The sequence below is a fragment of the uncultured Sphingomonas sp. genome (genome assembly GCF_964237335.1).
Classification (GTDB): domain Bacteria; phylum Pseudomonadota; class Alphaproteobacteria; order Sphingomonadales; family Sphingomonadaceae; genus Sphingomonas.
This window is the reverse complement of record NZ_CAXSHM010000057.1, coordinates 1-11,528: the sequence shown is the minus strand read 5'-3', so window position 1 is coordinate 11,528 and position 11,528 is coordinate 1. Positions and strand designations below refer to the sequence as shown.

At 68.8% G+C, this 11,528-nt stretch carries 12 protein-coding genes; 5 read left to right on the top strand and 7 right to left on the bottom strand.

The window, feature by feature from the left end; translation table 11 throughout:
• Positions 1-774, bottom strand: a 774-nt coding sequence (locus ACFE65_RS16550; RefSeq protein WP_375383464.1) for an LON peptidase substrate-binding domain-containing protein, incomplete at its 3' end; no start/stop codon positions are given.
• A gap of 179 nt (positions 775-953) precedes the next feature.
• Between ACFE65_RS16550 and ACFE65_RS16545 the strand changes: the two genes are divergently transcribed.
• The 3 genes from ACFE65_RS16545 to ACFE65_RS16535 are packed head-to-tail and all read left to right on the top strand — an operon-like array spanning position 954 to position 3,471.
• The gene (locus ACFE65_RS16545; protein ID WP_375383463.1) at positions 954-1,466 is read left to right on the top strand and encodes an endonuclease domain-containing protein; all 513 of its coding nucleotides are present in this window, start codon (positions 954-956) and stop codon (positions 1,464-1,466) included.
• Positions 1,463-3,181 carry a M1 family metallopeptidase gene (locus ACFE65_RS16540; RefSeq protein ID WP_375383462.1) on the top strand — a complete coding sequence of 573 codons (1,719 nt, stop codon included), beginning with the start codon at positions 1,463-1,465 and terminating at the stop codon, positions 3,179-3,181. The genes ACFE65_RS16545 and ACFE65_RS16540 overlap by 4 nt, the downstream gene beginning before the upstream one ends.
• The gene (locus tag ACFE65_RS16535; protein WP_375383461.1) at positions 3,139-3,471 is read left to right on the top strand and encodes a hypothetical protein; all 333 of its coding nucleotides are present in this window, start codon (positions 3,139-3,141) and stop codon (positions 3,469-3,471) included. The genes ACFE65_RS16540 and ACFE65_RS16535 overlap by 43 nt, the downstream gene beginning before the upstream one ends.
• 45 nt (positions 3,472-3,516) lie before the next feature.
• On the opposite strand, the gene ACFE65_RS16530 is transcribed toward ACFE65_RS16535, so the two are convergent.
• The 4 genes from ACFE65_RS16530 to ACFE65_RS16515 all read right to left on the bottom strand — a co-directional run bounded on the left by ACFE65_RS16530 (position 3,517) and on the right by ACFE65_RS16515 (position 7,728).
• A complete protein-coding gene (locus tag ACFE65_RS16530; RefSeq protein ID WP_375383460.1) occupies positions 3,517-3,888 on the bottom strand; it encodes a DUF4440 domain-containing protein in 372 nt (123 codons plus the stop codon).
• A 330-nt stretch (positions 3,889-4,218) separates the two neighbouring features.
• The gene (clpX, locus tag ACFE65_RS16525; protein WP_375383459.1) at positions 4,219-5,472 is read right to left on the bottom strand and encodes an ATP-dependent Clp protease ATP-binding subunit ClpX; all 1,254 of its coding nucleotides are present in this window, start codon (positions 5,470-5,472) and stop codon (positions 4,219-4,221) included.
• A 97-nt stretch (positions 5,473-5,569) separates the two neighbouring features.
• Positions 5,570-7,072, bottom strand: a complete 1,503-nt coding sequence (locus ACFE65_RS16520; protein WP_375383458.1) for a hypothetical protein — start codon at positions 7,070-7,072, stop codon at positions 5,570-5,572.
• Positions 7,069-7,728, bottom strand: coding sequence for an ATP-dependent Clp protease proteolytic subunit (locus tag ACFE65_RS16515; protein WP_375383457.1), 660 nt, complete (start codon positions 7,726-7,728; stop codon positions 7,069-7,071). Before ACFE65_RS16515 ends, ACFE65_RS16520 begins: the two co-directional genes overlap by 4 nt.
• A gap of 127 nt (positions 7,729-7,855) precedes the next feature.
• Between ACFE65_RS16515 and ACFE65_RS16510 the strand changes: the two genes are divergently transcribed.
• A complete protein-coding gene (locus ACFE65_RS16510; protein WP_375383456.1) occupies positions 7,856-8,347 on the top strand; it encodes a hypothetical protein in 492 nt (163 codons plus the stop codon).
• A 2-nt stretch (positions 8,348-8,349) separates the two neighbouring features.
• Positions 8,350-8,760 carry a PIN domain-containing protein gene (locus ACFE65_RS16505; protein WP_375383455.1) on the top strand — a complete coding sequence of 137 codons (411 nt, stop codon included), beginning with the start codon at positions 8,350-8,352 and terminating at the stop codon, positions 8,758-8,760.
• On the opposite strand, the gene ACFE65_RS16500 is transcribed toward ACFE65_RS16505, so the two are convergent.
• Both ACFE65_RS16500 and tig read right to left on the bottom strand, forming a co-directional pair.
• Complete coding sequence (locus ACFE65_RS16500; RefSeq protein ID WP_375383465.1) at positions 8,703-9,656, bottom strand: glycosyltransferase family 2 protein; 954 nt, start codon at positions 9,654-9,656, stop codon at positions 8,703-8,705. The genes ACFE65_RS16505 and ACFE65_RS16500 overlap by 58 nt on opposite strands.
• 61 nt (positions 9,657-9,717) lie before the next feature.
• Complete coding sequence (gene tig, locus ACFE65_RS16495) at positions 9,718-11,415, bottom strand: trigger factor (RefSeq protein ID WP_375383454.1); 1,698 nt, start codon at positions 11,413-11,415, stop codon at positions 9,718-9,720.
• Positions 11,416-11,528: the final 113 nt, after the last annotated feature.

Genomic DNA, 11,528 nt, shown 5'->3' with positions numbered 1-11,528 from the left:
TTCTTTGGAAAGCTTGGTGTCTTTGATCCGCTGCTCGGGCTCTGACAGATCGTCCTTGCCGTCCTCGTCGCCGAGTTCCTTCTGGATCGCCTTCATCTGCTCGTTGAGGTAGTACTCGCGCTGCGTCTTCTCCATCTGGCGCTTGACGCGGCTCTTGATCTTCTTCTCGACCTGCAGGACGCCGAGCTCGCCCTCCATCAGCGCGAACGCCATCTCCAGCCGCTTGAGCGGGTTGGCCTCCATCAGCAGCGCCTGCTTCTCGGCGACCTTCACCTGCACGTTCGCCATCACCGCGTCGGACAGCTTGGCCGCCTCCACGATCTCCTTCATCTGCGTCGCCGCCTCGGACGGCAGCTTGCGGTGGAGCTTGGCATAGCTCTCGAACTGGGTGACGACGGTGCGCATCAGCGCCTCGACCTCGGCGCCCTCGACCTCCGCGTCGGCGACCGGCTCGACCTCGGCGGTCAGGAACCCGTCGGCTTCGCTCAACGACTCCATCGTCGCGCGCGCCTTGCCCTCGACGAGCACGCGGACGGTGCCGTCGGGCAGTTTCAGCAACTGGAGCACGGTGGCGGTGACGCCCATCGTGTAGAGGTCGTCGCGCGCGGGATCGTCCTCGCCCGGGTCGAGCTGCGCGACGAGGAAGATCTCCTTGTCCGCCGCCATCGCCGCCTCCAGCGCCGCGACCGACTTGTCGCGGCCGACGAACAGCGGAACGATCATGTGGGGAAATACGACGATGTCACGCAGCGGCAGAACGGGGTAGCTGGTCATGGAAGCTCCAGGCGGCGCCCGGGTGAGCGCCGTGTTGAATGATATATGGGAGTAGCTTTCGCCTGTCTCAATCCTCCAGGTCTTCATCCTCCCCGAGCTTGTCTCGGGGAGGGGGACCATCCGGCGCAGCCGGATGGTGGAGGGGCAGGCGGGCAAGGGCGGGGTGAAGGACGCTCTCTATGATCCTCCCCGAGCTTGTCTCGGGGAGGGGGACCATGCGAAGCATGGTGGAGGGGCTAGGCCACATGCGAAAGGCAGCGACACCGAAAGGCAGGGCCGACGCCGTCCGCCGCGCACGGCAACAGCGCCGGGCGATGTCGCCACCGGAACTCGCCTTGTGGTCGGTCCTGCGCACGCGACCCGATGGCCTGAAGTTCCGCCGCCAGCATCCGGTCGGCGACCATCTGGCGCTCGACTTCTTCTGCAACGACGCGCGGCTCGCGATCGAAGTGGATGGCGAGGGCCACAATCGCGGCGATCGGCCGGACCGTGACGGGGCGCGGGATGCCTTCCTCGCTGGCGTAGGCATCGCGACACTTCACATCCCGGCGGTGGACGTTCTGCGAAGCCTGGACGATGTTGTCGCTGGCATTCTGCACGCCGCCGCGGCACGCCTGCCCCTCCACCACTCGCCTTCAGCGAGCGGTCCCCCTCCCCGAGACAAGCTCGGGGAGGATCAAGGACGTCGATGACCCTCCTCCCCCTCCTCCTCGCCCTCGCCGCCGCCACGCAGACCCTCCCCGCGCGCGGCGAGCCGCCCATCACGCCGCAGACGATGCGCTCGGGCGGGCCGGTGGCGCCCGAGGAGGCGGCGCTGGTGTTCGAGGCGGCGGACCTGCGGTTCGAGGTGCTGCCCGATACGGAGACGCTGAACGGCGTCGCCACCCTCACCTTCCGCCTGCGCGCGCCCTTGTCGCGGCTGCTGGTGGACCTCGATCGCAACCTGCCCGTCACCGCGATCAGCGTCGACGGCGAGCCGCTCGCGCCCGCGGCGTGGAGCGATCCCGACGGGCGGCTCGCGATCACCCTGCCCCATCCGCTCGCCGCCGGCGCACGCGTCACGGCGCGGATCGGCTATGGCGGCCAGCCGCACGTCGCGGTGAAGGCGCCGTGGGACGCCGGCATGGTCTGGTCGCACACGCCCGACGGCCGCCCCTGGTTCGCGACCACCGCAGAAAGCTATGGCTGCGACCTGTTCTGGCCCTGCCTCGACTTCCCGACGGGCGAGCCGGGCGTCGTCACGCTCCACATCACCGTACCCGCCGGACTGAAGGCGCCGTCCAACGGCGTCCTCACCGGCGTCGACACGCTGCCCGACGGGCGGACGACGTGGAACTGGCGGGTCAAGCACCCCAACACCTATGGCATCGCGCTCAACGTCGGCCCGTACGAGGTGATCGAAGGCGCCTATCGTTCGCGGTTCGGCAACACGATCCCGATGGCCTACTGGTACCTGCCCGGCGAGCGCGCGAAGGCGGAAAAGCTGTTCGCCGAGTTCGCGCCGACGCTCGACTTCTACGAGTCCGTCGTCGGCCCCTATCCGTTCGGCGACGAGAAGGTCGGCGTGGTCGAGACGCCGTACCTCGGCATGGAGCATCAGACGATCAACGGCTATGGCAACGGCTATGCCAAGAAGCCGGAGGGGTTCGACTGGCTGTTCCAGCACGAGTTCGGCCACGAATGGTTCGGCAACCAGATGACCGCCGCGAACTGGGACGATTACTGGCTTCACGAGGGTTACGAGGAATATATGCAGCCGCTCTACGGCCGCTGGCGCGAGGGCGAGGCGCGCTACGCGACGATGATGGACGATCAGCGCAACCGCATCGTGAACCGGAACCCGATCGTCAGCGGCCGCATGCTGACCGAGGAGGAGGTGTACGAGGAAGCGCGCGGCGGGCCGTCGCAGGACATCTACTACAAGGGTGCGTGGATGCTCCACACCCTGCGCTGGCTGATCGGAGACGACGCGTGGGGGCGTGTGACGCGGCTGGAGGTGTACGGGCGCGAGGACCCCAAGCCCGGCAACTTCACGACCCGCTACGGCTCGACGAAGGAGTTCGAGGGGTTCGTGGCCCGCGTGACCGGCAAGGACTATGGCTGGTTCTTCGACGTGTACCTGCGCCAGGCGGCGCTGCCGGAATTGACGCAGGCGCCCGCGCCCGGCGGCCTCGCGCTGCGGTGGCAGGTGCCGGGCGGCGGGGCCTTCCCGATGCCGATCGAGGCGAGCGTCGACGGGCGGATCGTTCGGCTGGCGATGACCGGGGGCGCGGGCTTCCTCGCCGCGCCCGATGGCGCGCATGTCGTGATCGATCCGGCCGCTCGCGTGTTGAAGCGGTCTGTGGCGGTCGAGGAGTATCAGGCATGGCAGGCGGAACAGGCGAAGAAACGGGCGGCGGCGAAGTGATCGCACCCGATCCCACGGCAGATCCCACGGCGGGAGCGAACGCGGGCGAGACCAACCTGTCGGTCGCGCTCAAGCGATCGGCGGAGATGGCGGCGGTGTTCATGATCGGCGACGGCGCGCTGGGGCTGCTCCAGGCGGCACGGCATGTCGACCTGTGGCGCTCGAACGTCGGCGCGGTGGATGCGCTGGTGAAGCCGTTCGGCGGCAAGCCGGGGCGGCGGCGGTGGTACGGCCTGGCGCAGCTGACGGCAGGCCTGGTGCTGGCAGCGAGCCTGCGGCCGAAGAAGTGACCTGATTATCCTCCCCCAGCTTGCTGGGGGAGGATTAGAAGGAGGTCAGCCGGCAGCCTTCACCGGCGGCAACTGGCTGTGCTGCACCACCAGCCAGTCCTCGTGTGCGCGGCGGCGGATGGTGGTCGTGCAATCGGCCTCGTAGCCCGCGTCGCCGCCGCCCTCAGCGTCACTGGCGCGCGCATGATAGGCGATGACGATCAGCCCTTCCTCCGGCCGCATCACCTGCCGGTCCGACAGCTCGACCGTCTTCCACCGCGGCGTCGACGCGACCGCCTCGATCGCCTGGCCGCCGGTGAACACGTGCGGCTCGACCGGCAGCACCATCAGGCACTGGTCGTCGATCAGCGTGCGATAATGATCCGCATCGCCCGTCCAGAGGCTCTCCTCGAAGGCCCAGATGCGCTGGTCGTCCATGTCCGTCGTCCTTCGATGATCCTAAGCGTCAACGATCCGGATCGGCGATGGACGCCAAACAAAAGGGCGCCGGTCGCCCGACGCCCGTTTCGATTGATACAAGATGCTGCGCGACGCAGTAATACTATCCTCCCCCGCCAGGGAGTGCCGGGTTGAACGCACCCAGTGCGTTCAAGATCGTGCTGGGGGCACGATCGACCCGACACTGGGACCAGCGAAGCTGGTGGAGGGGGAGGCACCTCACACGTTCGCCGTTCCTCCCCCTCCGTCCGGCTACGCCGGCCACCTCCCCCTGGCGGGGGAGGATGAAGAGTTACGGTTGCTGCTCCGTCAGGCGCTCTTTTCCTTCTTGGCATAGACGCGGATCGGTTCCTTGCGGCCCTCGATCACGTCCTTGTCGATCATCACCTCGTCCACCGAGTCCATCCCCGGCAGGTCGAACATCGTGTCGAGCAGGATCGCCTCCAGGATCGAGCGAAGCCCGCGCGCGCCCGTCTTGCGGTCGATCGCCTTGCGCGCGACCGTCACCAGCGCGTCGTCGGTGAAGCCGAGCTTCACGTCCTCGATGTCGAACAGCGTCTGATACTGCTTCACCAGCGCGTTCTTGGGCTCGGACAGGATCTTCACCAGCGCCGGGATGTCGAGGTCCTCCAGCGTCGCGATGACGGGCAGGCGGCCGACGAACTCGGGGATCAACCCGAACTTCAGCAGATCCTCGGGCTCGACGGAGCGCAGGATCTCGCCGGTGCGCCGCTCCTCCGGCGCCGCGACATAGGCGCCGAAGCCGATCGACTTGCCCTGCAACCGGTCGCCGATGATCTTTTCGAGACCGCTGAACGCGCCGCCGCAGATGAACAGGATGTTGGTCGTGTCGACCTGCAGGAACTCCTGCTGCGGATGCTTGCGCCCGCCCTGCGGCGGCACGGAGGCGACCGTGCCCTCCATGATCTTGAGCAGCGCCTGCTGCACGCCCTCGCCGGAGACGTCGCGGGTGATCGACGGGTTGTCCGACTTGCGGCTGATCTTGTCGACCTCGTCGATGTAGACGATGCCGCGCTGCGCCCGCTCGACGTTGTAGTCCGCCGCCTGCAGCAGCTTGAGGATGATGTTCTCGACGTCCTCGCCGACGTAGCCCGCCTCCGTCAGCGTGGTGGCGTCCGCCATGGTGAACGGCACGTCGAGGATGCGCGCCAGGGTCTGGGCCAGCAGCGTCTTGCCGGTGCCCGTGGGCCCGATCAGCATGATGTTGGATTTCGCGATCTCGACGTCGTTGTTCTTGGCCCCGTGCGCCAGCCGCTTGTAGTGGTTGTGCACCGCGACCGAGAGCACCTTCTTCGCGTGGCTCTGCCCGATCACGTAGTCGTCGAGGACCTTGCTGATCTCCTTGGGCGTCGGCACGCCGTCGCGCGACTTCACGAGGTGCGTCTTGTGCTCCTCGCGGATGATGTCCATGCACAGCTCGACGCATTCGTCGCAGATGAACACGGTCGGGCCCGCGATCAGCTTGCGCACCTCGTGCTGCGACTTGCCGCAGAACGAGCAGTACAGCGTGCTCTTGGAGTCGCCACCATCTAGCTTGGGCATTCAATCACCTTCGTCTTCGGGTCCGGACCGGCCCTGCGGCGGCCGCGAACGGGGCCACCGCCGCCAATATGACGGGTCCGTGCCGGGAAACAAGCCGCTAGCGGCCAACGGCGGGACGCAGGTCGGCCGGAAGGATGCGCCCCACCGGCTCCAGCGCGGCGAGCACGTCGGGCCGGCGCGCCAGCGCCTCGGCGCGCAGCTGAAGCGCGGACGGGTCGGTCGTCGGCCGGTACGGCGGCTGCACCGCCGCGATTGCGGCGGCGCGACTCGCAGGGTCGGCGAACATCGCGATCAGCACCGCCGCCGCGCCATCCTCGTCCCCGGCGCACACCAGCGCAGCGGCGAGCGCGCTCGGATTGTCCGCCCGGTGCGCACGCAGCGGCTCCAGCAACACCGACACGTCGGCTTGCGGGTTCCGTCCGCGCGCGACGCAGAGCTTCAGCTCGCGGACGACCTGCGCGGCATAGGGGGAGCCGTAGCTTCCCGCCACCAGCTCGGTCCGGGCCAGCGTCGCCTCCGCCGCGTCCCAGCGCCCGTGGGTGACCTGCCGATCGGCGCGGTTGATCGCCTGGCCCACCAGCCAGGGATGCGTCGTCACGTCCGCCACCTCCAGTCCGGCAAGCCGTGCGTCCGCCGCCTGGATACGGCCGAGCGCTTCAAGCACCAGCGCATGCTCCTCAACCGCCCAGCTCCCCTCCTCGTCCAGGCTGGCAAGCGCGGACACGGTGACGGCATAGTCCGCTCCGGCCCGATCTCCCTCCGCCAGCCGGCCCGCGACGCGATCGGCGTGGATCAGCGCGCGCCGGAGGCGGCCGTCGTCCGGCGCCACTGCCTCGCGCCGGGTCGCGATCTCGATCGCCGCCGTGTCGGTCAGGTCCATGTGCGGGCCGACCCGCCGTTCTAGCGCAGGCCACAGCGCGGTAAAGCGCCGGTCGGTCAGCACTGCCTCCAACCGGTCGCGGTCGTACACCTCGGCGAGCAGCGCCGCCGCGTCGGCCGACGCGCCCGCACGCAGCCGCGCGTCGACGGCGAGCATCACCAGTTCCTCGCGCGAGGGTGGATCGTCGCGACCCAGGCCGAGCCGCACGAGCGGCACGATCATCGCGTCGAGCCGGGCCTTGTCGGGCTCCTTCACCGCAGGGGCCAACGCGGCGGCGACAAGCCGTGGGGGTAGCTCGGCGATTGCGCCGGGCTGGCGCTCGATGACGTGGTTCAGCACGCGTTCCGATACCGGCCCCGCCCCGCCGGTCAGCGACGCCAAGAGCTCCAGGAAGACGACCCTCGCTTTGGTCGGCGCGTCCGCTGCCGTCTCGGCACGTCGGAACGCCGCCTCCGCCTCGGCATCGCGATCCTGACGCAGCCAGGCGACCCCGTCGAACACATCGTCATGCCACGTCGCCGTGCCGTCAGCATGACGCGCCCGGACTAGCGAGTGTATGTCGTCGTATTGCCCGGCCGCTAGCGTCTGATCGAGCGTCGCGGGCCGGTGGAGCACCGGCACGACCGGCACCTGGCCCGTCTGCGCAGCCGCTGCGCCCCCGCCTGACAGGGCCAGGATGACCGGCAGCGTCCAGAAGGACAGCCGCCGGCCATGGATCACGCGGCCGCCGCCATGTCGTCGACGGGCGCGGGTCGCTTGTCGAACACCTGGTCGATCAGGCCGAAGTCCTTGGCTTCGCTGGCGGACAGGAAGGTGTCGCGATCCATCCGCCGCTCGATCTCCTCGATCGGCTTGCCAGTGTATTGCGCGTACAGCTCGTTCATCCGCGACCGGATACGCAGGATCTCGCGCGCCTGAATCTCGATATCGGACGCCATGCCCTGCGCGCCGCCCGACGGCTGGTGGATCATGATCCGCGCGTTGGTGAGTGCGACGCGCATGTCCTTCTCGCCCGACGCCAGCAGGAAACTGCCCATCGACGCCGCCTGGCCGATGCACACCGTGCCGACGCGGGGGCGGATGTACTGCATCGTGTCGTGGATCGCCATGCCCGCCGTGACGACGCCGCCCGGCGAGTTGATGTACATGAAGATGTCCTTCTTCGGATTCTCGGACTCGAGGAAGAGCAACTGCGCGGTGATGAGGCTGGCCATGCCGTCCTCGACGCCGCCGGTCACGAAGATGATCCGCTCGCGCAGCAGGCGGGAGAAGATGTCGAACGACCGCTCGCCGCGATTCGACTGCTCGATGACGATCGGCACCAGCGAATCGGTGAAATGCCGCTGGAAGTCGCCGGTCTCGAAAGGATTGTGCATGGGGGGTCCTTATGCCTCGCAAAGCCTCACATCGGCATCCCGCGTTCGGAAGGCAAGGGCGGAGTGGGACATGCGTTGACATGCGCGCAGCATGTCACGACATGATAATCGGCGATGGAGAGTGAAGATGGGCATGACGGATTTCGCGCAATCGCCATCGGGTCGGCTGGTGGAGGAGTTGCTCGGCGATGCGGCCGTGGTCGCACGCATGGAGGAGCTGTCGCGCCAGGGACGTCCCGCCGTGGGCGCGTTGGACGAGCAGCTCGCCGGCAAGGCGACGCTCGCCAACCCGGAGCGACAGTGGGTCGGTCGGCGCGTCCGCGACGTGATGCGCGACCGCGGCTGGCGCACGCAGGTTCAGCGTCGCGTCGCCGGGGGCAAGGTCCTGACCAGCGGCGCGGTTTACGCGCGCGCGCCCACCATGGACGCCGGGGACCGCTTCGCAAACATCCCGTCCGACCTGCTGCCCGTTGAGGAGCGCGTCCGCCGCGCGCAGGAACTGGTACGCCGATCGGGGATCACGAACTTCAGCGTCGACGACTATCTGGAAGAGAAATGGGCGGAGTCCGCCGCCGAGGAACGGCGGTGGCAGGAGCAGTACGGCGAGGCCGCAGACTGAGCGTGCGGCAGGTATACGACGCCTCCGCCGCGCTGGCGCTGCTGTTCAGGGAGGAACGTGGCAAACTGCTTGAGCCCGTGCTGGACGAGTCGTTTATCAGCAGCGTCAACCTGTCCGAGGCCGTCGCGGTGATGATCCGGCGCGGAGGCGACGCGACCATCATCCGCGAGAGCGTCGATACGCTGAAGCTGACCGTCCTGCCGCTGTCCGGGTCGCTGGCGATCGATGCGGGGCTGCTCTGGCCGGCGACGAAGTTCGCCGGCAGCTCATTGGGAGACCGCTGCGCGCTTGTGCTCAGCCGACAACTGGGTGGAACATTGCTGACGACCGATCGGCGTTTGGCGGAGGTCGCTCCTCAGGTCGGCGTGGTGGCGGAGCTCCTCGTCACTCCCGGCGCCGGCAGCGCCAGATAGGCCAGCCGCCGCACCTCGCGCCGGCCGCGCACCACCGTGTCGAGGATCAGCCCGGCGAAGAACGACAGCGCGGTCAGCACCATCAGGCCGGTCGCCAGGATCAGGCTCGGGAACCGCGGCACCAGCCCCGTCCGCGCATAGTCCACCAGCACCGGCGCCACGAGCAGCAGCGCGAGCAGCGCCAGCGCACCGCCGATCGCGCCGAAGAACAGCAGCGGCCGCTCGATCCGGTACAATGTCAGGATCGTGCGCGTGATCCGCCAGCCGTCGGCATAGGTCGACAGCTTGGACACCGATCCCTCCGGCCGCTCGGAATAGGGCGTCGCCACCTCGCCCACCGGCATCCGCAGTTCGAGCGCATGGACGGAGATGTCCGTCTCGATCTCGAACCCGGTCGACAGCGCCGGATAGCTCTTGACGAACCGGCGCGAGAACACGCGATAGCCCGACAGGATGTCGGTGAAGCTGCGGCCGAACAGCCGTGCCAGCATGCCCGTCAGCAGCGCGTTGCCCAGCCGGTGCCCGCGCCGGTACGCCGCCTGCGCGGTCTCGATGCGCGAGCCCACCACCATGTCGAGCCGCTCGTCCAGCAGCCGCGCGACCATCGCGGGCGCGGAGGCGGCGTCATAGGTCGCGTCGCCGTCCGCCATCACGTACACGTCGGCGTCGACGTCGGCGAACATCCGCCGCACGACCGCGCCCTTGCCCTGCACCCGCTCGGTCCGCACGATCGCGCCCGCGGCCTCGGCCGCCGCGCGCGTCCCATCCCGGCTGTTGTTGTCGTAGACGTAGACCGTCGCGCCCGGCAGCGCAGCACGGAAACCCGCCACCGTCGCCGCGATCGCCGCCTCCTCATTGTAGCAGGGCAGCAGGACGGCGATGGTCGGCGCGGTCATGTCCCGTCGATCGTCGGCACCAACCGCCGTCGCCTCGCGGGAGACGGCGGTCGGACGTGCCTCAGCCATCGGCCTTCTTGCGGGCGCGCGGCTTCTTGGCGGCGGGCTCGTCGTTCGGCGTCGCGGCGGGCTCATCGGTTAGCGTCGCGGCGGGTGTGTCGCCGTCGGCAGCTGCCTTCTTGGCGCGCGGCTTCTTCGCCGGCGCCTCGACTTCGGCGCCGATCGCGCCCGTGCTCATCGCGACGGGCTTGGTCGCGGCGGGCGCCTCGTCGGCAGCCGTCTCGGCTTCGGCGGGCGCGGCGTCATGGGCCGCATGATCGTGGGCGGTGTGATCGTGGTCACCGTGGTCATGGTCGTGACCGTCGTGGTCATCATGGTCGTGCGCATGGTCGCCATGATCGTGCATGTGCGTGCCGGTCGCGAAGCCGTCCTCGCTCTCGATCGCGGCTTCCAGCTCGGCGCGCGTCACCTCGCGCTCGGTGATCTCGGCCTTGGCGAACAGGAAGTCGACCACCTTGTCCTCGTACAGCGGCGCGCGCAGCTGGGCGGCGGCCATCGGGTCCTGCCCGATATATTGCGCGAACTTCTGCCGGTCCTCGGGGCGGTATTGCTGCGACGCCTGCGCGATCAGCCGGTTCATTTCTTGTTGATTGACCTCGATGCCGTTCGCCTGGCCGATCTCGGACAGCAGCAGCCCCAGCCGCACGCGCCGCTCGGCGATGCGGCGGTAATCCTCGCGGTCGCCCTCCATCTCTGCCTTGGCCTTTTCGGCGTCGGCCTCGTGCGTCGCCTCATGTTCCAGCTGCTGCCAGATCTGCGCGAACTCCGCCTCCACCATCGACGGCGGCACCGGGAAGTCGTGGCCCTCGGCGAGCTGGTCGAGCAGCTTGCGCTTCATGTGGGTGCGGGTCAGGCCGTTCAGCTCCTGCTCTACCTGCCCCTTCACCAGCCCACGAAGCTGCTCCAGGCTTTCGAGGCCGAGGTTCTTGGCGAGCCCGTCGTCGATCGCGCCCTCGCCCGCGGTCTTCACCGCCTTGATCGTCAGGTCGAACGTCGCGTCCTTGCCGGCCAGCGACTTCTCCTGATAATCCTCCGGGAAGGTCACCGCGATCCGCCGCTCCTCGCCGACCGTCGCGCCGACCACCTGATCCTCGAATCCCGGGATCAACCGGCCCGCGCCGAGCTCGACGGACATATCCTCGCCGGTGCCGCCCGGGAAGGCGACGCCGTCGGCGGTCTTGCCGACGAAATCCATGACGACCGTGTCGCCCATCGCCGCCGCATGGCCTTCGGCCGCGTCGGTCCAGCTCTTCTGCCCGTCGGCGAAGCGCTGCAACTGCTCGTCCACCGTCGCCTCCTCGGCCGGCACGGTCAGCCGCTCGAGCACCAGGCCCTCGATCGCCGGGGCGGGCACGTCGGGCAGCACTTCCAGTTCGACCTTCACCGCGGCGTCCTGGCCGGGGGCATAGTCGCCCTCCAGCTCGATCGACGGCTGGGTCGCGGGGCGCAGGCCGTGTTCGGCGATCAGCGACTGGACGCCGTCCTGGATCGAGCCGTTCAGCGCCTCCTGCAGCATCGCCGGGCCGTGCATCTTGCGCACCAGGTTGGCGGGCACCTTGCCGGGGCGGAAGCCGGGCATCTTCACCTGCGGCGCGACGCGCTTCACCTCGGCGGCGACGCGGCCTTCCACGTCGCGGGCGGTGATGGTCAGGCGATAGGCGCGCCGCAGCCCCTCGTTCAACGTCTCGACAGTCTGCATCTCTGACCCTTGCTGGAAGGAAGTGTGGTGGCTCGCCGCCGCGTCGCACGGGGCGGGACTGGTGCGGGCGAAGGGACTCGAACCCCCACATCTTGCGATGGCAGGACCTAAAC

Bases quoted from the DNA above. Each gene is read 5' to 3' on its own strand.
- ACFE65_RS16535 (WP_375383461.1), top strand. From the start codon at position 3,139: ATGGCAGGCGGAACAGGCGAAGAAACGGGCGGCGGCGAAGTGATCGCA.
- ACFE65_RS16545 (WP_375383463.1), top strand. From the start codon at position 954: ATGATCCTCCCCGAGCTTGTCTCGGGGAGGGGGACCATGCGAAGCATG.
- ACFE65_RS16500 (WP_375383465.1), bottom strand. From the start codon at position 9,656: ATGACCGCGCCGACCATCGCCGTCCTGCTGCCCTGCTACAATGAGGAG.
- clpX (WP_375383459.1), bottom strand. From the start codon at position 5,472: ATGCCCAAGCTAGATGGTGGCGACTCCAAGAGCACGCTGTACTGCTCG.
- ACFE65_RS16510 (WP_375383456.1), top strand. From the start codon at position 7,856: ATGGGCATGACGGATTTCGCGCAATCGCCATCGGGTCGGCTGGTGGAG.
- ACFE65_RS16530 (WP_375383460.1), bottom strand. From the start codon at position 3,888: ATGGACGACCAGCGCATCTGGGCCTTCGAGGAGAGCCTCTGGACGGGC.
- tig (WP_375383454.1), bottom strand. From the start codon at position 11,415: ATGCAGACTGTCGAGACGTTGAACGAGGGGCTGCGGCGCGCCTATCGC.
- ACFE65_RS16540 (WP_375383462.1), top strand. From the start codon at position 1,463: ATGACCCTCCTCCCCCTCCTCCTCGCCCTCGCCGCCGCCACGCAGACC.
- ACFE65_RS16515 (WP_375383457.1), bottom strand. From the start codon at position 7,728: ATGCACAATCCTTTCGAGACCGGCGACTTCCAGCGGCATTTCACCGAT.